The organism is Streptomyces sp. NPDC102467, assembly GCF_044765445.1.
GTDB lineage: Bacteria > Actinomycetota > Actinomycetes > Streptomycetales > Streptomycetaceae > Streptomyces.
The window spans coordinates 170363-190821 of sequence record NZ_JBIWKA010000008.1 but is presented as its reverse complement, the minus strand read 5'-3'; the positions used below and the strand labels follow the sequence as shown (position 1 = coordinate 190821).

The 20459-nt window shown below is 70.3% G+C and carries 20 protein-coding genes and 1 tRNA gene; 5 read left to right on the top strand and 16 right to left on the bottom strand.

Annotation, left to right across the window (positions count from 1 at the left end; translation table 11 throughout):
- Positions 1 to 198: 198 nt before the first annotated feature.
- On the bottom strand, positions 199 to 1002 hold the full coding sequence (locus ACIREE_RS18550; protein ID WP_404152752.1) for a hypothetical protein: 804 nt from the start codon (positions 1000 to 1002) through the stop codon (positions 199 to 201).
- A 191-nt stretch (positions 1003 to 1193) separates the two neighbouring features.
- On the opposite strand from ACIREE_RS18550, the gene ACIREE_RS18545 reads away from it, so the two are divergent.
- Positions 1194 to 1646 carry an ATP-binding protein gene (locus ACIREE_RS18545; RefSeq protein WP_404152750.1) on the top strand — a complete coding sequence of 151 codons (453 nt, stop codon included), beginning with the start codon at positions 1194 to 1196 and terminating at the stop codon, positions 1644 to 1646.
- Positions 1647 to 1660: 14 nt separating this feature from the next.
- Here the strand turns inward: ACIREE_RS18545 and ACIREE_RS18540 are convergent, their stop codons facing one another.
- The 3 genes from ACIREE_RS18540 to ACIREE_RS18530 all read right to left on the bottom strand — a co-directional run bounded on the left by ACIREE_RS18540 (position 1661) and on the right by ACIREE_RS18530 (position 5393).
- Positions 1661 to 2035, bottom strand: a complete 375-nt coding sequence (locus ACIREE_RS18540) for a hypothetical protein (protein ID WP_404152747.1) — start codon at positions 2033 to 2035, stop codon at positions 1661 to 1663.
- Between the two features lie 212 nt (positions 2036 to 2247).
- Positions 2248 to 3738, bottom strand: coding sequence for an aminopeptidase P family protein (locus ACIREE_RS18535; protein WP_404152745.1), 1491 nt, complete (start codon positions 3736 to 3738; stop codon positions 2248 to 2250).
- A 146-nt stretch (positions 3739 to 3884) separates the two neighbouring features.
- Positions 3885 to 5393, bottom strand: coding sequence for a PP2C family protein-serine/threonine phosphatase (locus ACIREE_RS18530; RefSeq protein ID WP_404153319.1), 1509 nt, complete (start codon positions 5391 to 5393; stop codon positions 3885 to 3887).
- A gap of 503 nt (positions 5394 to 5896) precedes the next feature.
- Between ACIREE_RS18530 and ACIREE_RS18525 the strand changes: the two genes are divergently transcribed.
- Positions 5897 to 6592, top strand: coding sequence for a bifunctional DNA primase/polymerase (locus ACIREE_RS18525; RefSeq protein ID WP_404152743.1), 696 nt, complete (start codon positions 5897 to 5899; stop codon positions 6590 to 6592).
- A 56-nt stretch (positions 6593 to 6648) separates the two neighbouring features.
- Positions 6649 to 7317 (top strand): hypothetical protein, encoded by a 669-nt coding sequence (locus ACIREE_RS18520; protein ID WP_404152740.1) that lies wholly within the window; start codon positions 6649 to 6651, stop codon positions 7315 to 7317.
- Between the two features lie 261 nt (positions 7318 to 7578).
- On the opposite strand, the gene ACIREE_RS18515 is transcribed toward ACIREE_RS18520, so the two are convergent.
- The 3 genes from ACIREE_RS18515 to ACIREE_RS18505 form a co-directional block, all read right to left on the bottom strand.
- The gene (locus ACIREE_RS18515; protein ID WP_404152738.1) at positions 7579 to 8541 is read right to left on the bottom strand and encodes a DUF5926 family protein; all 963 of its coding nucleotides are present in this window, start codon (positions 8539 to 8541) and stop codon (positions 7579 to 7581) included.
- 104 nt (positions 8542 to 8645) lie between these two features.
- Positions 8646 to 9284, bottom strand: coding sequence for an ATP-binding protein (locus ACIREE_RS18510; protein ID WP_404152735.1), 639 nt, complete (start codon positions 9282 to 9284; stop codon positions 8646 to 8648).
- Positions 9285 to 9357: 73 nt separating this feature from the next.
- Entirely contained in the window at positions 9358 to 10161 is an 804-nt protein-coding gene (locus tag ACIREE_RS18505; protein WP_404152733.1) for a glycerophosphodiester phosphodiesterase, read from the bottom strand.
- 297 nt (positions 10162 to 10458) lie between these two features.
- Here ACIREE_RS18505 and ACIREE_RS18500 point away from each other — a divergent pair, with 297 nt between their 5' ends.
- Positions 10459 to 11916, top strand: coding sequence for a S1C family serine protease (locus tag ACIREE_RS18500; protein WP_404152730.1), 1458 nt, complete (start codon positions 10459 to 10461; stop codon positions 11914 to 11916).
- Positions 11917 to 11990: 74 nt separating this feature from the next.
- Positions 11991 to 12075 (top strand) — tRNA-Ser (locus ACIREE_RS18495).
- 138 nt (positions 12076 to 12213) lie between these two features.
- Here the strand turns inward: ACIREE_RS18495 and ACIREE_RS18490 are convergent.
- From ACIREE_RS18490 to ACIREE_RS18450, 9 genes are all read right to left on the bottom strand, one after another.
- The gene (locus ACIREE_RS18490; protein ID WP_404152727.1) at positions 12214 to 13629 is read right to left on the bottom strand and encodes a tyrosine-type recombinase/integrase; all 1416 of its coding nucleotides are present in this window, start codon (positions 13627 to 13629) and stop codon (positions 12214 to 12216) included.
- Positions 13630 to 13689: 60 nt separating this feature from the next.
- Positions 13690 to 13878 carry a helix-turn-helix transcriptional regulator gene (locus ACIREE_RS18485; RefSeq protein ID WP_404152724.1) on the bottom strand — a complete coding sequence of 63 codons (189 nt, stop codon included), beginning with the start codon at positions 13876 to 13878 and terminating at the stop codon, positions 13690 to 13692.
- Positions 13879 to 14157: 279 nt separating this feature from the next.
- Complete coding sequence (locus tag ACIREE_RS18480) at positions 14158 to 15705, bottom strand: YfjI family protein (protein WP_404152722.1); 1548 nt, start codon at positions 15703 to 15705, stop codon at positions 14158 to 14160.
- Positions 15702 to 16028, bottom strand: coding sequence for a hypothetical protein (locus ACIREE_RS18475; RefSeq protein WP_404152720.1), 327 nt, complete (start codon positions 16026 to 16028; stop codon positions 15702 to 15704). The genes ACIREE_RS18480 and ACIREE_RS18475 overlap by 4 nt, the downstream gene beginning before the upstream one ends.
- Positions 16025 to 16930: a DNA primase gene (locus ACIREE_RS18470; protein ID WP_404152718.1), complete on the bottom strand. Its 906-nt coding sequence runs from the start codon at positions 16928 to 16930 to the stop codon at positions 16025 to 16027. Before ACIREE_RS18470 ends, ACIREE_RS18475 begins: the two co-directional genes overlap by 4 nt.
- Before the next feature lie 90 nt (positions 16931 to 17020).
- Positions 17021 to 17395, bottom strand: a complete 375-nt coding sequence (locus tag ACIREE_RS18465; protein WP_404152715.1) for a hypothetical protein — start codon at positions 17393 to 17395, stop codon at positions 17021 to 17023.
- A gap of 16 nt (positions 17396 to 17411) precedes the next feature.
- Positions 17412 to 17915, bottom strand: a complete 504-nt coding sequence (locus ACIREE_RS18460) for a hypothetical protein (protein WP_404152712.1) — start codon at positions 17913 to 17915, stop codon at positions 17412 to 17414.
- A gap of 24 nt (positions 17916 to 17939) precedes the next feature.
- Positions 17940 to 18131, bottom strand: coding sequence for a hypothetical protein (locus ACIREE_RS18455; RefSeq protein ID WP_404152709.1), 192 nt, complete (start codon positions 18129 to 18131; stop codon positions 17940 to 17942).
- Positions 18132 to 18344: 213 nt separating this feature from the next.
- Positions 18345 to 20459, bottom strand: coding sequence for a hypothetical protein (locus ACIREE_RS18450; protein ID WP_404152707.1), 2115 nt, complete (start codon positions 20457 to 20459; stop codon positions 18345 to 18347).

Sequence of the window (20459 nt, the reverse complement as noted above, 5' to 3'; positions counted from 1 at the left end):
CACGTTCAGCTGGATTCAGCGGGGATTCAGCAAGAGATGAGGGGCGCGTCCACGCGACGCCGTACTACGTAGCCGCATTTACATGACGGCACTACATAGCGGCGAAAAAGCGGGTACGCGCGCGTGCCGCACAGCACGCCTCACCCCGAGCGAGACCCCGTGTGATCACACGAGTCGCGGAGAAGTTCGGCTGCTGTGTCAGGCAGCGAGAAGGAACGCGTCGGCCGCGGCGGGCGGCCCGCGCCGGATCACGAAGTGCTGAAGCACCGCCGTCCGCAGGGCGGGCCGGACGGGGAACCCGGCGCGGGGCGCGCACGGGAGTGCGTCGGGCGCGCCGGGCAGCCCCGCCCTCAGCGTGCGTACGAGAGCGAGAGCCGCCCGCAGGGAACGGACCAGCGCCCCTTCCGCGACCTCCTGCGCCGACAGCTTCGAGAGCCGCACGATCCGGCCCAGGGCGAGATCGCCGCGGCGCAGCAGCCACCCGGTGCCGGCCGCGGCCAGCAGGTGTCCGATGAGCATCGGCAGGGACGGCAGCAGGGGCATCGAGGAGCCGGCCGCGGCCGCCATGTCGTGGTGCATCCCCGCGGCGGCGTCCGACGGGACGCGCGCCTGGTCGAGGATCCGCTGCGCCTGCACCGGGCTGAGCGCCGAGGCACCCGCCCCGCACATCAGCCGAGCGGCCCGCTCCGTGACGGAGAGCTCCCCGGTGCCCATGGTCATCGAGCCGTGCTGCCCGAGGGCGAAGAGGCTGTGCAGGCCGATCTGCCCGATCCCCAGCGTGGCGGCGATGCCCGGCAGTGACCGCTCGCGGCCGGCCAGCGGGACGGTCACGCAGAAGACGGCGAGGAAGCCGAGCGACAGCGACCACAGCGGGACGGTGGCGGTCGAACCGAGGGCGTGCCCCGCCGCGGACAGCACGACGCAGACCGCGGCGAACACCGCGGCCCTCAGCAGCCGGAGATCGGCCGCGCTGCGCGCCGTGCGCATGTGGGGGGCAGACATGGCGGGGTCATCATCCCACTGGCCTTACCTGTCTCACACGGCAGGTCCACAAGGTCCCAAATCTCCTTTACAAGCGCAGCTGCTCTGCCCGCGTCGGCCATATGGGCGGAATCACGTCAAGTGCGCGATTGCGCAGGGCCGGTGGCGGCAATACGTATCGGTATGTCGAGCCGTGGCCAGGAGGCTGGAGCATGAGCATCTGGTGGTCCCTCCATCTTCGGCGCGAGGCTGCGAGCGTGCCGCTCGCCAGACGCCTGCTCATCGGCACCATGGAGACCGCGGGCGTCGACCCGGACATCTCCTACGACCTGTCGGTCGCTCTCAGCGAGGCGTGTGCGAACGCCGTCGAGCACGGCGGCACGTCCACGAGCGAGTCTTCGGGCGCATACAGGGTCACCGCTTACTTGGACGGCGAAAAGTGCCGCATTGAGGTCGCCGATTCCGGCCCGGGTTTCCCCGTCCTGAGAAGTCGTGCGGCTCTGCGCCCGGCTCCCGACGACGCCGAGAACGGCCGCGGCCTCTGTCTCATCCACGAACTCGCCGACCATGTGCACGTCGACAACAGGCCCGGCCGGGGTGGCGCCGTGGTCAGCTTCGACAAGATGCTCAAGTGGACGAAGGACGCCCCGCTCATGGCGGTGTAGCCCAAGTGCCGCCCCTACGTAAAACGTGCGACGGCCGTCATGGTGGGCCGCATGTTCCGTAGCGCGGGCACTTTTTTCAACAGGGGTGCGAGCGCCCCGTAGTACGCGCCCCGGCCCCGCGGCAGCGGCAGTTCCCGTACGTCGCCGACCGCCGAATGCGCCGTACGCACCTTGTCCAGCTCCCCCGCGTCCAGACCCCACGGCATCGGCGGCGTGCTGTACCCCTGCTTCGTGCGCGTCTCCCCGCGCATCGTGCGCGCGCTGAACCGGCGCGGCACCGCGTCGAAGACCAGCGCCCCGCCGCCGAACCGCTCGGCGCAGCCCGCGATCAACTCCCGCACCTCCGGCGGCCGCAGATACATCAGCAGGCACTGCGCCGTGATCAGCACGCCGCGCTAGAGGTTCCACAGCAGCGTCTCGGGTACGCCGCTCAGCTCAACGGACGCCATTCGGCTCTCCCTTGTACACACGCTTGTAGACGCTTATCCGGAGCAGGGTCTTACGAAGCAGGTCTTACGGAGCAGGTCTTACGGAGCAGAGTTTTGCGCAGCAGAAGAGGGCCGTGCCAGTAGGCCACGGCCCTCTTCCACTATGTCGCCGGTCAGCCCTTCAGGCGGGCCATCCATGCCTCGACCTCGTCGGCCCGACGCGGCAGGCCGTCCGACATGTTCCGGTTGCCGTCCTCGGTGACGAGGATGTCGTCCTCGATGCGGACGCCGATGCCGCGGTACTCCTCCGGCACGGTCAGGTCGTCGGCCTGGAAGTACAGGCCCGGCTCGACGGTGAGCACCATGCCGGGCTCCAGCGTGCCGTCCACGTACGCCTCGGTTCGCGCGACCGCGCAGTCGTGGACGTCCATGCCGAGCATGTGGCCGGTGCCGTGCAGGGTCCAGCGGCGCTGCAGACCCAGTTCCAGGACGCGCTCCACCGGGCCCTCGACCAGGCCCCACTCGACGAGCTTCTCGGCGAGCACGCGCTGCGAGGCGTCGTGGAAGTCGCGGTACTTGCCGCCCGGCTTGACGGCCGCGATGCCGGCCTCCTGCGACGCGTACACGGCGTCGTAGATCTTGCGCTGGATGTCGCTGTACGTGCCGTTGATCGGCAGGGTGCGCGTCACGTCGGCGGTGTAGTACGTGTGCGTCTCCACACCGGCGTCGAGCAGCAGCAGGTCGCCGGAGCGGACCGGGCCGTCGTTGCGGACCCAGTGCAGGGTGCAGGCGTGCGGGCCCGCGGCGCAGATGGAGCCGTAGCCGATGTCGTTGCCCTCGACGCGGGCGCGCAGGAAGAACGTTCCCTCGATGTAGCGCTCGCTCGTCGCCTCGGCTTTGTCGAGGACCTTCACGACGTCCTCGAAGCCGCGCACCGTCGAGTCGACGGCCTTCTGCAGCTCGCCGATCTCGAACGCGTCCTTCACGACCCGTGCATCGGAGAGGAACGTCTTCAGCTCGGCGTCGCGCTCGGCGGTGACCTTGTCGGTCAGCGCATCCTCGATGCCGGCGTCGTAGCCGCGCACGACACGCACCGGGCCGGTGGCCTCGCGCAGCTTGTCGGCGAGCTCGCGCACGTCGGCGGCGGGGATGCCGTGGAGCTTCTCGGCCTCGGCCAGGGAGTGCCGGCGGCCCACCCACAGCTCGCCGTCGCCGCCCAGCCAGAACTCGCCGTTCTCCCGGTTCGAGCGCGGCAGGAGGTAGATCGTCGCCCGGTGCCCGCCCGTCGTGGGCTCCAGCACGAGGACGCCGTCCTCGGTTTGGTTGCCGGTGAGGTACGCGTACTCGACGGAGGCGCGGAAGGCGTACTCCGTGTCGTTCGAACGCGTCTTGAGGTTGCCCGCGGGCACGACGAGACGCTCGCCCGGGAAGCGGGCGGACAGGGCGGCGCGGCGGGCGGCCGTCTCGGCGGCCTGCGCGATCGGCTGCAGGTCGTGCAGCTCGGTGTCGGCCCAGCCGGACTTCATGTTCTCGGCGAGTTCGTCGGACACGCCCGGGTAGAGGCCGTTCTTGCGCTGCTTGATGGGCTCGTCGCCCTCAGGGGCCTCCGGCCCTGCCGCGGTAGCGGCATATTGACCGGAGTCCGGGGTGAGCTCCTCCGACACGGTTCCTCCTTGACGCGGGTCCGTGGAATGACCTTGGTATGGCCTGATATGGCAGTGGACCCCCTCCATCGTACGAGCGTACGGAAGGGGGTCCAGGGCCGGATGACCTCTTACAGGGAGTGCACATACAGGCAGTACGTAGACGCCTACTCGAAGCGCGCGGCAAGAAGGACGACGTCCTCGTCGCTGTCGATGGCGTCGAGCCCGTCCGGGAGCACCGTGCGCAGTACGTGGTCGGCGATCGCGCCGGGGTCGTCGCGGAGCGCCTTGGGGACGCTCGCGGCGGCCGCGTGCAGCCGGGCGAAGGCGCGGTCCATGGGGTCGCCGGTGCGGTGCAGAAGGCCGTCCGTGTACAGCAGCACCGTCTCGCCCGGCTCGGGCGAGATCTCCACGCTCGGCGCCTCCCAGCAGGCGAGCATGCCCAGCGGCGCGGAGAGCGTCGTCTCCGCGAACTCCGTGCGCCGCTCCCCGATCACCAGGGGCGGGCTGTGGCCTGCGCCCGCGAGGACGATCTTGCGCTGGGCGGGCTCGCAGTACGCGAACAGGGCGGTCGCGCTGCGGGCGGGCTCGGTCAGCCGGAGCAGCAGTTCCAGGTCGGACAGAACCGCGACGGGGTCCTCGCCCTCCATCACCGCGTACGCGCGCAGCGAGGCGCGCAGCCGGCCCATCGCGGCGACCGCGCTCGCGCCGGAGCCGGTGACCGAGCCGACCGCGAGGCCGAGTGCTCCCTCGGGCAGCGGCAGTGCGTCGTACCAGTCGCCGCCGCCGCGCGGCCCGGTGCGGTGCCGCATGGCGAGCTGTACGCCCGCGACGCGGGGCAGCCGCTCGGGCAGCAGTTCGTCGGAGACGGTGCGCGACCACGCGCGCGTGCGCTCCAGTTCGAGCAGGCGTGCCAGGTGTTCGGTGGCGTAGCGCGTGTACAGGCCGATGAGGTGGCGCTGGCGCTCGACGGGCTCGGCCGGTTCGTCGTAGAGCCAGACGGCGGCGCCGAGCCGGCCCGCGTCGTCGGTGGCGAGCGGCAGCGTGTAGCTCGCCGCGTAGCCGAGGCGGGCGGCGACCTCGCGGTGGCGCGGGTCGAGCCCGTCCTCGGAGAGCAGGTCGGCGTGGGTCTCGTCCTCGGTGCTGAATCCGTCGAGGATGCGCCCGTACGACGTCACTCCGCGCGGCACCGTTTCGATGTGTCCCAGGTCGGGGCGGGACAGGCCGAGGCCGACGGTGGTGTCGGGGCCGAGCCCGTCGCCGGGCTCCAGGACGACAAGACCGCGCCGGGCGCCCACCAGGGCGGCTCCGGCGCGCAGGAGTTCGTGCAGAGCTTCGTCGAGTGCTGCCGTGCGGGCCAGCCGTTCCGTGAGTTCGTGCAGTGTCGTGAGATCGGAGATCCAGCCGGCGAGTCTGTCCTGGATCACGGCTCCGGGTGCCGCCGGTTCGGGAGTGACTTGTGACACCGCGGGCGCGGGCGCGACGGTGTGGGCGGGAGGGGGAACCTGTCCAGGAGGGGAATCGATTCCGGCCACTTTCGGCGGGTGCGGGGTTGTCATGGTTTCCGGCTTTCCGACCGGCGCGTATTGCTCAATAGCATCGCAAACCCCCATGTCATTCTGCGCCGCCAGCAAGGTCTCCACATGTACACGCACTGGAGAGGGGATGTCCAGCATTGTCCTGCTGGGATTCCTGGTGTCCGTGGTGCTCAAGTGACTTCTGCGGTAATGCGATCTCTGTTCTCCTCCGTCTGCTCGCCATGATCCCGATCGTTTGAAGTTGGCCAAAAAGCGACTGGGGGGACGGCGTATTGCGGTCGACTGGCATTGTTCGACGGAGCGTCATAGCGGCCGCGGTGGGTACGTACTCGGTGAAGACCAGGGGCAGTTGGGATCAACCCGGAACCTGGTGACGGACCCGGGCGTCTTAACTATCGACGACCGTGCCCCATCCTCCCGTGGGGGAGGCGGCGAGAAGTACGCGGGACGGGAAACGCCAGGCGCCGCCACCCCACGCCAGGCTTTTAAAGGACACAGCAGGCGCTCGGACTATAGGGGTTACCCCTGCCTCAGGCCGGCAGATCAGGCTGGGGCCAGGCGCTTCAGCACGTACGCACAGTGACTGTTCGACACATGGTGTGATGTGGCCCTCGGCGTTCAACGGAAAGGAACGAGCGCTCATGCGCGAGATCCTCGGAAGGCGACGCAGGCTCCTGTCCAGGCGTGACAGCGGGAAGTCTGACCTGATCGGCGCGGCCCTCACGTTCGCGACGGCGTGGCAGTGGCCGGTATTGCCGGGCATAGGCCTCGCGGCGGCGGGACGCCGCGACGGCGTCCGCTGCGCCTGCCCCGACCCGGAGTGCACGGTGCCCGGTGCCCACCCGTTCGATCCTGGACTCCTCGCCGCGACGACCGACGAGCGCATGGTCCGCTGGTGGTGGACCAACCGGCCCGGATCCCCGATCGTGCTCGCTACCGGTGCCTCGGCCGGGGCATCCGGGGGGCGCGCACCCTGCGCCGTGAGCCTCCCCGCTGTCGCGGGCGCCCGCGCACTCGCCGCACTCGACCGCGCGGACGTACGGCTCGGCCCCGTGATCGCCACCCCGGAGCGGCTGGCGATCCTCGTCGCGCCCTACTCCATGGAGCAACTCGGCGAGCTCCTGTACGCGCAGGACTTCGTCCCCGGTTCGCTGCGCTTCCATGGTGAGGGCGGCTACCTCGCCCTGCCGCCGTCCACCACGGGCGCGGGACAGGTCCGCTGGGAGCGCGCGCCGCTGCCGGGTTCGGCGGTGCCCTGGACACCGGATGTGGAGGCCGTGGTCGACGCGGTCGTGGACGCTCTCACTCGTACGGGTGTGAGCGCGCCCGAGTTGTAGCGGTATCGGGCGCGCGGCGAGCCGCTGCGACCGGCATGCGCCGATATCTTCGGCGCATGCCTGCCGCGCCCCCACTCCCCAAGATCTCGACCGGGCTCGAGCAGGGGGCTCCCCCTTCGCGCCTTCGTCTGTTCGGACTTCTCGCCGTGGTCGTACTCACCGCCGCGTTGCCGCTTGCGGGCGCATCCGCGGGACCTGTGAACGACGGGTCCGACCGGCCGGCCGCCGAGAAGGCGGAGTCGGAGCCGGCTGGCGCCGCCGACAAGGTCGACGACAAGACGGATGCCGCTGCGGTCAAGCCGAAGAACGGCGCTGCGGACGGGGTGTCCGATGCCGCGGCCGATCGCAGATCCCCCTCGCTCCTGACCGGCCTGGGGCTGGCCACCACCGCCCGCTGCGGCCCCCAACTCGCCTCTCCCGAGGGCATCGAGGCACAGACCTGCGTGCTCCGTCAGGGGCGCGACACGTGGGCGCGTACCTACTACCGGAACACGACGGGCGGGGCGCTGGGCACAGTACTCACCCTGATGGCGCCCGGCGGACGCACGATGCAGATCACGTGCGTGGTGGGCGCGGAGGACGAGCCGGGGCTGTGCGAGACACCACGTGGACGGACCCGGGGCGGACTCGCGGGGTACGCCGCGGTGGCGGAGTACGCGGCCGACGGCGATGCGCCGTTGCTGCTTCGGTCGGGGAGCAACTCGGGGCCGTCGCAAGGGCGTTGAGGCTCGCCGGGCGGCGCGGGCATGAAAGCGCCCGGTTGCTGGCGACGGGGGATGCACCAGCAACCGGGCTACTTGAACGGTAACAAGAGATCGGCAGTTTACAAATTCGATCTCTTCTATTCGGACATGGATTTACCTGCAACTACCGGGAGTTGTGACAGGAGTCACGCAGCCCGAGGGGGCTCCCGGTGGTCCGAACGGCCTGACCGGTCGGTCAGTCCGGTCGATCAGGCCGGTCGGTCGGGCCGGGCACCCCGTACGTCAGCTGAGCGTCACCTGTCGGTTGGTGAGGCCACCGCGCGCGCGGCGCTCGTCCGCGGTCAGCGGCGCGTCCGTGGCGAGTGCGGCGGCGAGTCGCTCGGCGAACTCGGCGGCCGGCTTCTCGACATCCTCCGCCTTCACCGAGCTGGGCAGGTCCCACACCGGAACCGTCAGGCCGTGCGCCCGGAACGAGCCGACCAGGCGCGTGCCCTCGCCGAGCGAGGACGCGCCCGCCGCGTGCAGGCGCGCGAGCGCGTCGAGGAGCTTCTCCTCCGGGTGCGGCATGACCCAGCGCAGGTGGTTCTTCTCCGGGGTCTCGCACCAGTAGGCGCTGTCCACGGCGGCGATCTTCACGGTCGGGATGGCCGCGGCATTGGCCCGCTCCAGAGAAGCGGCGACCTCACCCGACGCGTTCTCCGAGTCCGGCACCCAGAACTCGAAGCCCGTGTGCACGACAGGCTCGAAAGTGCCGTTCGGGTCGAGGAGGTCCTGGAGGCGCGGGCCGTCGGCGGGCGCGCGGCGCGCCTGCACCGGGCTGCCCGGCTCGGCGGTCAGCGCGCGCTGCAGGGTGTCGGCCAGGTCGCGGCTGATGTCGCCCGACGGTGTGTCGTTCTGCAGGCCGAGCAGGACCGAGCCGTCGTCGCGGCGCAGCGCGGGCCATGCCATCGGCAGGACGGTCGCGAGGGTGACCGAGGGGACGCCCTCGGGCAGCTCGTCCTTGAGGGGCAGCGGCACGGTCGCCGCGGGCACCAGCTCGCGCAGCGCGACCCAGTCGCCCTCGCCCGGCAGCCCCTCGAAGGGACGCTGTACCAGCTCGGTCACCGCGTGCGCGGCGTCCCGGCCGTGGCAGGCCTTGTAGCGGCGGCCACTGCCGCAGGGGCAGGGCTCGCGGGCACCGACAACCGGGATCTCTCCACTGGTGACTTGCGGCTTGCCCTTGGTCTGCGGGCGCTTCTTGGCCATCTTGGATGTCTCCCGGATACGGCTCAGGTACGTACGGGCGCGAGCCTAGCCGCTCGTACTGACAAGGGTGGGATTCGGTCCAAGTGCCCTGCGCGGGACGGCGCTCAGCCCAGGTCGTCGAAGGCGTCCGCGAAGTCGAGGCCCGCCAGGCCGCTTGCGGGCGGAGAGGCGATACGCGCCGCGAAGTCCTCCCGTCGGTGTGCCGCCGCGTCCGCGTGCACATCCTTGTGCACGACCACCCAGACGGTGACCTCGCCGCGTGCGTCGTCGCGTACACCCCAGTCGTCGGCCAGTGCCGTGATGATGTTGAGCCCGCGGCCGCCCCGTGCGGTCACCGACGGGGTGGCCGGAACCGGGCGGGTCGGGCCGCCGCCGTCCGTCACCTCGACCGTGAGACAACCCCGGTCGTCCACGCACCACGCGGCTCGTACGTCGCCGTCGCCCGCCATGTCGTCGCCGAGCGGTCTGCCGTGCCGACAGGCATTGCTGAGCAACTCGGAAAGAATCAGAACCGCATCGTCGACGACCGAATCCGACACCCCGCGGAAACGCAGCTGATCACGCATCCGGTGCCGTGCTTCGCCCACGCCCGCAGGGCCATGGGGAACGGCCATGCTCGACGACGCAGGCACCTCCTGTGCCACCACCAACGCCACCCCCGAAACCTCCTTTGCCCCACGCCACGGTGTGGATGCCCCAATGGACTGGACCGGAAACCGGCCAGTACGCGTGCGGTGACGCACTCGTAACGATCGAATACGGTACGAACGCGCCGGAGCACTCCCCGTGACGGTCAGGGGTGAAGGTGGCCGGAAATCACCCTTTGCCGAGGTGCCGCAGCACTGCCGCCGGCCGGTTCGTGATGATCGCGTCGACGCCGAGCCGGACACAGAGGTCGACGTCCTCGAGCTCGTTCACCGTCCAGACGTGAACCTGGTGACCCGCGCGCGTGAGCTTCTCGATGTACGCGGGATGGTTGCGCACGATCCGGATGCCGGGGCCCGCGATGCGCACGCCCTCGGGCAGGCGCCCTTCCCGGTGGCGGGGCGAGACGAACTGCATCAGGTAGACGGTCGGCAGGGTCGGCGACGCCTCCTGGACGCGCAACAAGGAGCGGGCCGAAAAACTCATGACCCGTACCTGTGAGGGCTCGTCCGGAGGCGGGGCGTCCAGGCCGAACCGCTTGAGCAGGTGCAGGAGCCGCTCCTCGACCTGGCCCGCCCACCGCGTCGGGTGTTTGGTCTCGATGGCCAGCTCGACCCGGCGCCCGGCGTCGGCGACCAGTTCGAGGAGGCGCTCCAGGGTCAGTACGGACGTGTCGGCCGAGCCCACCGCCCAGTCGGGGCCCTCCTCGAGGTCGCGCCAGGAGCCGAAGTCGAGAGTGGCCAGAGCCTCCAGCTCCAGGGCCGAGACAGCTCCCCGGCCGTTCGACGTACGGTTGACGCGGCGGTCGTGCACGCAGACCAGATGGCCGTCCGCCGTGAGCCGCACATCGCACTCCAGGGCATCGGCGCCGTCTTCGATCGCCTTCTTGTATGCGGCCAATGTGTGCTCGGGGGCGTCCTCCGAGGCTCCGCGGTGGGCGACGACCTGGATGCGTTGCTGTCGTGCGTGGGTCACCGCGTCATGGTGCCACCGCGCGGCCCGACAGCGAGAAAGTTCGGCCTAGCGGATGCGTCCGTTTCGACCGGCATAAAGGATGGCAGCAGACGCACAGGAACGCTTTATGGTGCCCTGACGCCCCGTGGGAAAAGCTGACCGCGTACAACTGCACAACTGGACCGTGACAGGACCATGCCGGAATGGTGAGTGACAGCGGTCGGTCAAGCGCCGCTGTAGAGACCGATGGGTGTTCGAAGACGATCGAGCGCCCGGACCGGACCGGCAACGACAGCCGTGGATCGAGGAGAGAAAGCTGTGAGCACCGAGAACGAGGGCACTGCGGTCCCCCCGGCCCCGTCCGCACCTCCCGTGCCGGTGGACGCTCCCGCTGCTCCCCCCCAGGCACCGGCCGGGCCGGCGCCGTCGGCCCCCGAGGGCGCCGGGTACGACACGGTGAGCCAGGGCGGGCCGACCGCCGGCCACGGGGCACCCGGAGCGGCCACCGGTGACGCGGGCGCCACAGGCCCTGCCGGGCCCGCGCCCGCCGGGGAGTGGCCGCCTCCGCCGCCGGCGATTCCGTCGTACGCGGGCGGTGGCGGCGGTGCGTCGTGGGGCTCCTCCTACGAGCAGCCGCAGCCCAAGCCGGGCGGCCGCCGCGGCGGGCTGGTCGCCGGGGTCATCGCGGCCGCCCTGATCGCGGGCGCCGTCGGCGGTGGCGTCGGCTACTGGGCCGCGGAGCGGGGCGACGACGGCGGCACGGGCTCGACGACCGTCTCCGCCTCCAACCCCGCAGACCTCAAGCGCGACCCGGGCACCGTGGCGGCCGTGGCAGCCAAGGCGCTGCCCAGCACGGTCACCATCGAGGCCGAGGGCAACAACGGCGAGGGTGGCACCGGCACCGGCTTCGTGTACGACAAGCAAGGCCACATCCTCACCAACAACCACGTGGTGGCGGAGGCCGTGGACGGCGGCAAGCTGTCGGCGACGTTCTCGAACGGCAAGAAGTACGACGCCGAGGTGATCGGCCACGCGCAGGGCTACGACGTCGCGGTCATCAAGCTGAAGAACGCGCCGAACAACCTCAAGCCCCTCGTGCTCGGCAACTCCGACAAGGCCGCCGTAGGTGACTCGACCATCGCGATCGGCGCGCCCTTCGGCCTGTCCAACACGGTGACCACGGGCATCATCTCGGCGAAGGACCGCCCGGTGGCCTCGAGTGACGGCACGGGCAGCAGCAAGGCCTCGTACATGAGCGCCCTGCAGACCGACGCGTCGATCAACCCGGGCAACTCCGGAGGGCCGCTCCTCGACGGGAACGGCAATGTGATCGGCATCAACTCGGCCATCCAGTCCTCCTCCAGCGGCGGCATGGGCGGGGGTTCGGGCCAGGCCGGTTCGATCGGCCTCGGCTTCGCCATCCCGATCAACCAGGCCAAGATGGTCGCCCAGCAGCTCATCAAGACCGGCCAGCCGGTCTACCCGGTGATCGGTGCCTCGGTCTCCCTCGAAGAGGGCACGGGCGGCGCGAAGATCACCGAGCAGGGCGCGAGCGGCTCGGCCGCGGTCACGGCGAACGGTCCGGCGGACAAGGCCGGTCTGAAGCCCGGCGACGTCATCACGAAGCTGGACGACTCGGTGATCGACTCCGGCCCGACCCTGATCGGCCAGATCTGGACGCACAAGCCGGGCGACGTCGTGAAACTCACCTTCACGCGCGACGGCAAGGAACGCACCACCGACGTGACCCTCGGGGAGCGCAAGGGCGACAGCTGACGGACTCCGTTCCCGGACCCGCTACCCTGGTCCCGCGCCACCGGCTCGCCTTCGTGCGGCTACCGGGGGCGCGGGGTGGGTTGCCCGAGCGGCCTAAGGGAACGGTCTTGAAAACCGTCGTGGCGCGAGTCACCGTGGGTTCAAATCCCACACCCACCGCGTCGCAGGTCAGAGGCTTGCAGGTCAGAAGGGGTGCCACTCTCCGGAGCGGCACCCCTTCTGCGTGAAGCCTTCCTCACCCTTCCTCGCCTGTTCACCACCTCTGACCAGTGTTTGTGGGCCACTGGTGGGCCAGAGTCAGGCGGCGGGGCCTTCGTCCAGCGCGCGGGAGATCAGGTCGTTGGAGTGCTGTTGGCCTCCCTTGAGGATCTTCGCGTAGAAGCGGTACAGCACCGCGATGCTGTGGCCGGCACGGGCGGCGACTTCTGCCGGGTCCACACCGGATTTGATCCACAGGGATACGCCGGCATGACGTAGGGAGTACGGCACGGCAGCAAGGTCCGACGTGATCTCACGCGGAGACAGGACCTTCTTTCGGGCCTTTTCCCAGCTGTCGCAGTACTCGGTCGACGGGACCCTTCCGCCCCGGGCAGCCCTGAACAGACGGCCGTCCTCAGCAGTGCCGAAGCGCGCGATGTGCTCACGGAGCAGGTGCACCAGCACGGGAGGGATCGGTACGGTCCGCGTCGCGCCGCGCTTTCGTCGCTTGAGCCCTCGCGTCTCGTACGACGTGCCCTCGTCTGTCCACCCGCCGCCGACCTCAGGACGACTTTCCCCGAGCAGAAGCTCCCCCCACTCCTTCACGGCCTCCGGGGTGTTGGGCGGCAAGGTGCAATCCGACGCTTTGAGCGCGACGATCTCGCCCGGACGCATTGACGCGTAATACAGGCATCCGAAGAACGCGTGAAGGTGCTGGCCTCGGGGCCCGGAATCACGCACAGCTCCGAGCAGCGACCGTGCCAGAACCGGATCCGGAACGTATCGGAAGTCGATCTGGTCATCGCTCTCGGGCGGTGTCCAGTCCACGCGAGGAAGGGGGTTGGCCGACAGAAGGCCCTTCTCCTCCACCGTGTATCGCAGGACGTTGCTCAGCACCATGCGCTTGCGCCGGGCCGTGTTCTCCGCAGCCTTCTTCCCGTCCAGGCGGAGCGACAGAGCCTCCAACGCAGGGCGGAGCAGCGCGGGATCCTCCAGAGCCTTGACCTTGATGGAGTGGCCAGAGACCCATTCCAGAGCTGAGCGGACTTCCGCAGGCGGCTCCTCCACCGTGTGCCGCGACACCCAGGCCCCGTCTGGGGAGCGGACCGCTCGAAACGCCCACTGATACAGGGCAGCGCGCAGTACCGCCGCACCGGGTGCTCCCCTGCGAGTGGTGACGAGCGCGGGAGTGACGACCGCGAGGGATTCCGCGATGCTCGCCCGATGCTTCGCAGCGGCCTGTGGCCACTTCATGAGCACGTACGTCGTCGCGTGCTCGTACCAGGAGGGGGAGTTCCGAGCCGCCAACTCGCCAGCGGGGAGCCCCGTTTCCTCGTCGAACTGCTGCTGATTGCGTAGAGCAGCCATCAGCTCCGCACGTCGGCCATCCGCTTGCGGCTTGAGCTTGAAACTGCGGGAGTGCGGACGCTCACCAACGCGCCAACGCAGTTCCCATGGTTTCGGTCGGCCAGCGCGCTTGCGAATAGACCAGACATCGACGTCGTACGTGAGCATCTCTCTCCAAACAGAAAGAGGGGCCCGCGCTCAGCGCGGGCCCCAGGGAAGGTGTCGGAATCAGGCGGCGGGCAGCTCGCACTCCTCCCACCAGGCGTCCAAGTCGGCTCGTCTGACGCGGAGCTGGCCATTGGGAAGCTTGCGGATGCGAGGGGCTTTGCCGCGGGCTCGCATGCGGTCAAAGGCGGCGCGGCTCATGCCGACTTCTTCGAGGACTTCGGAGAGCTTGAGGGGGCGTGCCACGGTCATCTCCTACTCGGAAGCTGCGATCCGCTGACAGAACTGACAGAACCTCTGCACGGGGCCGCTGACCTGCGGATACGGAGGGTTCGTAATCTTTGACAGAACTGAATTAATTGCTGACAGAACTCCTGTGCGGGGGTTGTGTCAGCGGACGCTCGGCAGGGGCGTGGGAGGTTCTGTCGAGTTTTAAGTCAGTTCTGTCAAAACCGTGATCACGGTCGTTTGTGCAGGTCAGCGTCCCGCGTGGGGGGTTCTGTCAGTTGTGTCAGCGGGTTGGGGGTTCTGTCAGAGCGCGCGGGTGATGCGGGGGTGGGTCTCGTAGCGCGGGGAGGGCGGTCGGCCGCCGCGTCCCGACCGTGGGGGCGGGGGGAGTTGGCGGATCCAGCCGTGTTCTTCGAGCAGGCTCAGCGCGGGGTCGAGATCGCCGATGGCGGGGAAGTCGGCCCGGCGCAGCATCCGGAACAGCTCGCGCTTGGTGAACTGTTCAGGCTGGTTGCTGGCGAGCATGGTCAGGACGGTCAGGCCGGCGTCGTGGGCTGGGTCGGCAGCCATGACGGTGAACACGTCGAGGGCGTGGGCGGTGAAGTAGTCACCGAGTTCGGTGGCGGCGGCCATGGTGGCGGCCTCAATGGGCTTGTGCCATCCGTCCTCGGGGTGAGCGGCCAGATGCAGCAGCCCGGCGATACGCGCCACCGCCCCGTCCCGCTTGGATGCCCACTTCACGACCGGCGCGAGCGGGCCGTCCGGACCGAGCCGGGATTCCGTGACGCGCTGGAAAGCCAGCAGTACCGCGTCGGCTTCCGGCGTGAGTTGCAGGAGTGCCGGATCAGTCCAGTCGGCCAGAGCAAGGGTGAGACCGCCCAAGCGCTTGGCATAGGTGGCGGCCACCTCCTCCTCCAGCAGATCCGGGGTGAGGTTGCGGCGGCCAACCAGAGAATCGGGCTTGGAGTACAGGAACCGGGCCAACAGGCCGCGCCCGTCGGCTCCGTCGATACGGTTGAGCGCGTCCAGGACTTCGGGCTGCACGGCAAGCCCGATGGTGACAGCGGGGGCGTCGATGTGCTGGGCTTCGCGGCCCTGCCGGTTGACGCGGATCATGTCGCCCGCGTGGCCCTTGAGGAACATGCCCATGTTGGGCTTGCCGGTGTAGCGACCGGCGATGATGTCGAACAACTCGCCCTCGGCACTGAGGCAAGAGATCCGACCGCCCTGCTGGTCGAGGAGCGTGCCCACGTTCTCCGGAGTCACGTCGTCGGCCACGAGCTGGGGCACTGCCGGCACGCTCAACTCGTCAGCCGCCTGCGCGAGGGAAACCGCGTCGGCGGTGAGCAGGTCGCGCTTGTCCGGCTCGGCGTTCGCGGCCTTGGCGGCGGCCTTGTCCGCGGCAGCCTTGGCCAGCCGTTGCGTGGTCTCGGCCTCTGCTCGCGCGGGGCCGGACACTTCGATCAGCGCCTTTTCCGCGGCGAGCAAGGGGCGCACCATCAGGTCGAACACGGCGGATTTGCGGTTGCCGGGGTCCAGGGCAACGGCGGTGTAGATGTTCACTGGTTCGCGCCAGTGGCCGCGCACGCACACCTTGACCCGTCCGCCGGCCGCCGTGGCAATGACCGAGAGGGCGAGGCATCCGGCGAGGTCGGCGGGGGTCTGTGTCTCCTCGGCCACGCCGCGCACCATGTCGCCCAGCCAGGTGGGCAGGGCAGCGACGGGGAACGCCGGGAGGGCGGGGCGGGCCTTGAGGGGGACGGGTTCGTCCCAGGTGAGTCCGGTGATCTGCTCGGGTTCGATGTGGTCGAACCCTTCCCACAGATCAGCGCCCGTGTGGTCGGTGGTCATGCGGCGGCCCTGCCTTCCTGAGGAGTGTGCAGCGGGCAGAGGTCGCGGTGGGCGGCGTGGTCCTTGATGAGGGCGAGCACACGGGTGCGGCCGGTGGCGTTGATGTCCCGTCCGCACGCGCAGAAGGAGGTGGCAGTGGGCGCGGCGCCGCGCGGGGTGGTGATGCGGAGCCAGCCGATGACGGAACCCGCGGTGTGCCGGGGCGGGGTGGTCGGGTGCGGGTCAGGGCGAACCGATGAAAGGACGCCTTCGGCGACGCCCTTCGGGTCGCCCACGCTGGCCACGGGCGGGCGTTGTCCGGCGGGGTGGGGCTGTGTGGTCATGCCGCCCTCCCTGCACTCGTGTTGAGGCCGTTGGCGACCGCGCGGCGGGCGTAGGGCTCAGGAACGCCGACCGCCATGGCGGCGGCCACGATGGCGTCTGCCAGAGCGTCCAGACCACAGGGCCCGGGGCACTGCTCGTGCTGTTTGGCGAGGAACCGGGCGACGCCGAACGCCTGTGATCCGGCGCCCGAATCTGCGTGGGCGCGGACCTTTCTCACACCGCGCTGGAGGCCCGTGTGCACGTACAGCGCGGTGTGGCGGCATCCGGTGGCCACGGCCGGATTCCAGGTGGCCGCCGCGGGGAGAGAAGAGACCACCTCCCCCGGGGCGGGGGTGGTCTCTTCCTGCTCCACCAGGGCGCGGACGGCGTCCGGCAGGGCGACCATGCTGCCGGTTCCGGATCCGAGCCACCGGGCGTACTGCATGCACGACTTGATGTCGACGCCCGGGCGTACGGCGTTGGCCGACCGCATGGCGCCCCGGTAGATCCAGTGCTCCCCGCGAGTCGTCGGCACGGTCCGCGTGACGGGGAGCGCCTGGTGGGCCCAGGCGACCGCGTCGGCGTTGTCCAGGTCCACAACGGTGACCCCGGCGCCGCCCGGGTGGTAGGCGACCGTGGCGGCCTCACGCCACGCAGCAGCCCAGGCAGCAGAGGTGAGGGTGTCCGGGTCGGTCGTGGCGGCGGCCCACGCGTGGCACGGGCGGGGGCAGTGGCAGGGGCCCGCGTGCTTCATGTGCGGCCGGCCGCCGCAGGCGGTGCCCGTGCAGGCGCCGCAGTTGCCGAACGGCACCTTGCCCGCCCGCAGCGGCAGGACGGGAACGCCGGATCGGGCGAGGGACAGCGACAGTTCCAGCAGAGAGGGCCGGTGGCCGTCTCGCCGAATGTCGGTCGGTTGGGTCATGCTGGAAGTCCTCCAGTTCGTTTCAGCGTGCTGGGAGACAAGGGCGGCCCCGCGGCTTTGGCGAGACGATGGGGGCCGCCCTTGGCGTAGCTACTGGGGGCCGCTGTAGCCGAGTACGCCGGTCGCGCTGTGCGCGCGTTCCAGGACGGCGGCCAGGGAACGGGCCAGCTCGTCGGCCTCGTTCAGGGCGGCGATGGCGGCGTTGACGTGGTGGTCGACGTCGCCGTGGTCGGCGGTGAGGTGGCCGGCTTCCGCGAGGGTGTCCAGGGCGTTGCCGATGTGCTCGAAGCCCTGGGGCATGCGGTAGGCGAGCGCGGTGTACGCCGCGATGGCGCGGTAGGCCTCGCCCGGATACGGGAGCGGGCGGGGGTTGTGGGTGGTGGCGTAGGTGGCGTGGTTGAACTTGCGCAGCGACTCGGCGGCATCCTGCGGGTGCTGGACCGGGTCCACGGGCTTGCTGTCCATAGGGGTGCTCCTCTGCTCAGCCGTGGAAGGTGTTGTTCGTGCGGGAGAGCCCGCGGGAGTGGGTGGTGACGTGCGTGTTCTTGGTGACCGGGCCGGTGTAGACGTGCTTGGACACGGAGCGCTTGGCGCGGGAGAAGGCGGCGCCGATGGACAGCACGAAGAACGCCGCTCCGGAGAAGAGCACGCCCATGCAGACGACGCCGGTCACGGACATGGAGGCGAATCCCTTCAGCACGAGCCAGACCCCGCAGCCAACCCCGGTGGTGCCGGCGCCGATGCCGATGGAGGCGACCGCGGCGCCGGCGGCCCAGGCAGGCACGATCCGACGGTCGTCCTGGTGGACCGGAACGGCGTCCCCGATCGCGGGCGCGGGGGTCTCGTCGCGAAAGCTGGTCGGGACGGGCGGCACCGGGCGGGCGGGGCGGTAGACGTCGTCGATGATGCGGCGTGCTTCGGCGTTGGCGGCGGCGTCGCTCATCCGCGGCGACCACGCCGTGGCTGGCTGCTCGTACTCGGTCATGGGCGGGGCCTCCGGGCGGTCGTGTCAGGAGAGGTTGTCGGCGGCGTTGGCGAGCGCGGAGAGCACGGCGCGGATGGCGTCGGCGGCGCCGGTGTCGGCGGTGAAGAAGCCGAAGAGGAACACCGCGAGTGCGGCGAGCGGGCCGACGGAGCGGCCGCGCAGGAGCAGGAAGGTCAGGAGCCCGAAGAGGGCGACGGCGGACAGGGTGAGGATCACGTGGGGCCTCCCAAAGACGGCCGGCGGGCAGCACCCGGAGTGGGGGTGCTGCCCGCCGATGGCTTGTCGTCTGGCTTGTCGCTTGTCTTGTCGTCCCGCTTGTCTTGTCGCTTGTCTTGTCGCTTGTCGCCTCCCAGGTCACAACCCGTTTTCGGCCCCTCACGACAAGCCGGGACGGCTTGTTCGTATGGAGCGTGCGACAAGCGACAAGCGCTACTCGGACGCGGGCGGTTCGGGGGTGTGGTCGCGGTGGACGTAGCGGGCTTTGGTGCCCTCCCCGACACGCACCGCGGTGCCGTCCTCGGCCCACGTCTTGAGCCAGCCGACGACCGTCTGACGGGTCGTGCCGCACTCGTCGGCAAGCGCGCGTGCGATCGCGGATGCGCCGGTTCCCTCCGGTCCCGCGGCGAGCAGCGCGGCGAGCGCGGCCCGCTGTGCGGGGCTGTCCTGCTCGGCCTCGCCTTGCAGCGCGGACAGGTTCAGCCCCGATGCGGCCGGCGGTGCGTCCGGGTCGGGGGCGGTGCCGAACTGGGCGTCGATCTCCTCGCGGAAGCGGCGCAGCAACTCGTCCTCCGACCCCTTTGCGGCCCGCTGCTCGCGGTGGGCGGACAGGTTCAACCCACCCTCCCCGCTCGCCCCCGCGGCCGGTCCGGGGCCGATGTTGCTCTGCGGTCCGAGGTCGCGCATCCAAGCGGTGCGCTCCGCATCCCAGCGCCGCGCGTAGTCGGCGCCGGCCGCCTTAATGGACACGTCGTCCAGGCGCGGGTGCCGCTCGGAGGTGGCCACCGTGATGTCACGGATCTGGGAGGGCTTGATCCGCCACGCCTTGAACAGTGCTCCCGGTGATTCGGGGGTGCCCATGAATCCGGCGCCCTTGAACGGGGCCTGGTCCACCCGCAGGCCGCGGCGGCCGGGGAACATCTTGGAGAGGTCCATGCCCTCCGTCTCGCCGCCGGTCAGGGCGACGCGGACCTTGGCTTCGCGGCGGATGAGCAGGTTGCCCAGCACGCTGCCGGTGGCCCCGAGCGCGGTGATGACGGTACGTCCGCCCATGGCGCGCTGCATGCGAATGAACTCGTAGATCCGCTTGGCGAGTTCCTTCATCCGCCGGTCGGTGGAGACCAGGATTTCCGCGCCCTCATCGATGACCAGCATGATCTGCGGAATCTGCGCGCTGATCGGCAGCAGATCCGTGTCGTGCTGCGCCATGAGCTTTTGGTAGGCGCGCTTGCGGTGCAGCCCGATGGCGATCGCCGCATCGAGCAGCTTCAGGGCTTCCTCGTAGGTGCCGGCGAGCCAGTCGACGCCGGGGCGTACCGGCTTGCCGCTGTCCTGGGTCAACTCGCCGTTGAGGGCGGGCAGGACCCAGGGCAAGCCGGCCGATCCGGCGTTCAGGTCGATCACCCACGTCAGCACGTCCTCGGCGCGGGCGAACCCGGCCAGGATGGTGTGCAGCATGTTCGTCTTGCCCGAACCCGTCGGCCCGACGACCAGGGCGCACTGTTCACGCAGGTAGGCGGGCACGTCGTCGCCGTTGGTCCGGAAACCCCAGGGGATGCCGGTGTGGACGGAGAGCGGGCCGTAGTCCTCGGGGTAGGCGCGGGCTTCGGAGAGGACGTTGCGGCTGGTCACGTCCAGGATGGCGCGGCCCTGGTCGATGCCGGGGCCGAAGGATGCGGTGCAGCCGTGCGGCAGCTTCGCATCGGCCGACAACTGCGGCCCGTGCTGGGCGAGGCGGTCGTAGGTGACGCCGCCGGAGGGTTCGAGGTCGAGGGAGTAGCCGTTGCCGGACTCCCACATCTCGACCGCGAGCACGCGCACGGTGACGTTGCAGATCCTCCCGATCCGCTCCACCCACGCCGCGGCGATCGCCCGGCGCTCCGCGGTCAGCTCCGTGGCGATCTGCCGCTGTTCGGCGGCGATCGCCTCGTCCTCGCGGGCCTCCTCATACAGGGCGACCGAGCGGGCGCCGGCACCGATACCGACGCCGATGGTGGCCAGCGAGCCGAGCGCGGCCCAGGACAGCGGCCCGGATGCCATGGCCCACGTGGTCCACCCCGCGCCGACCAGCCAGGAAGCGGCCTTGAAGGCGAGGGTGCGGCCCGCATTACGTACCCGCAGACCGGCGACGGTGTGACCGAGGGCGCCGGCGCCACCGACCGCCAGCGCCCACGTGGGCGGCATGGACAGGGCGGCGCCGGTGGTGGCGACGGCGAGGGCTCCGGTGGTGGCGGACAGGGCGCCGGTCACGGGTCCGTGACCGGCGCTCCAGTCCAGCACCGGGCCACTGTGCGCCTGCTTGTTCTTGGCGGTAGCGGCGGCACTCAT

Excerpts from the sequence above, each read along its gene's own strand:
- ACIREE_RS18450 (WP_404152707.1), bottom strand. The coding sequence starts at position 20,459 with ATGAGTGCCGCCGCTACCGCCAAGAACAAGCAGGCGCACAGTGGCCCG.
- ACIREE_RS18460 (WP_404152712.1), bottom strand. The coding sequence starts at position 17,915 with ATGACCGAGTACGAGCAGCCAGCCACGGCGTGGTCGCCGCGGATGAGC.
- ACIREE_RS18465 (WP_404152715.1), bottom strand. The coding sequence starts at position 17,395 with ATGGACAGCAAGCCCGTGGACCCGGTCCAGCACCCGCAGGATGCCGCC.
- ACIREE_RS18470 (WP_404152718.1), bottom strand. The coding sequence starts at position 16,930 with ATGACCCAACCGACCGACATTCGGCGAGACGGCCACCGGCCCTCTCTG.
- ACIREE_RS18530 (WP_404153319.1), bottom strand. The coding sequence starts at position 5,393 with ATGCTGGACATCCCCTCTCCAGTGCGTGTACATGTGGAGACCTTGCTG.
- ACIREE_RS18550 (WP_404152752.1), bottom strand. The coding sequence starts at position 1,002 with ATGTCTGCCCCCCACATGCGCACGGCGCGCAGCGCGGCCGATCTCCGG.
- ACIREE_RS18490 (WP_404152727.1), bottom strand. The coding sequence starts at position 13,629 with ATGCTCACGTACGACGTCGATGTCTGGTCTATTCGCAAGCGCGCTGGC.
- ACIREE_RS18485 (WP_404152724.1), bottom strand. The coding sequence starts at position 13,878 with ATGACCGTGGCACGCCCCCTCAAGCTCTCCGAAGTCCTCGAAGAAGTC.
- ACIREE_RS18475 (WP_404152720.1), bottom strand. The coding sequence starts at position 16,028 with ATGACCACACAGCCCCACCCCGCCGGACAACGCCCGCCCGTGGCCAGC.
- ACIREE_RS18525 (WP_404152743.1), top strand. The coding sequence starts at position 5,897 with ATGCGCGAGATCCTCGGAAGGCGACGCAGGCTCCTGTCCAGGCGTGAC.
- ACIREE_RS18520 (WP_404152740.1), top strand. The coding sequence starts at position 6,649 with ATGCCTGCCGCGCCCCCACTCCCCAAGATCTCGACCGGGCTCGAGCAG.
- ACIREE_RS18545 (WP_404152750.1), top strand. The coding sequence starts at position 1,194 with ATGAGCATCTGGTGGTCCCTCCATCTTCGGCGCGAGGCTGCGAGCGTG.
- ACIREE_RS18480 (WP_404152722.1), bottom strand. The coding sequence starts at position 15,705 with ATGACCACCGACCACACGGGCGCTGATCTGTGGGAAGGGTTCGACCAC.
- ACIREE_RS18515 (WP_404152738.1), bottom strand. The coding sequence starts at position 8,541 with ATGGCCAAGAAGCGCCCGCAGACCAAGGGCAAGCCGCAAGTCACCAGT.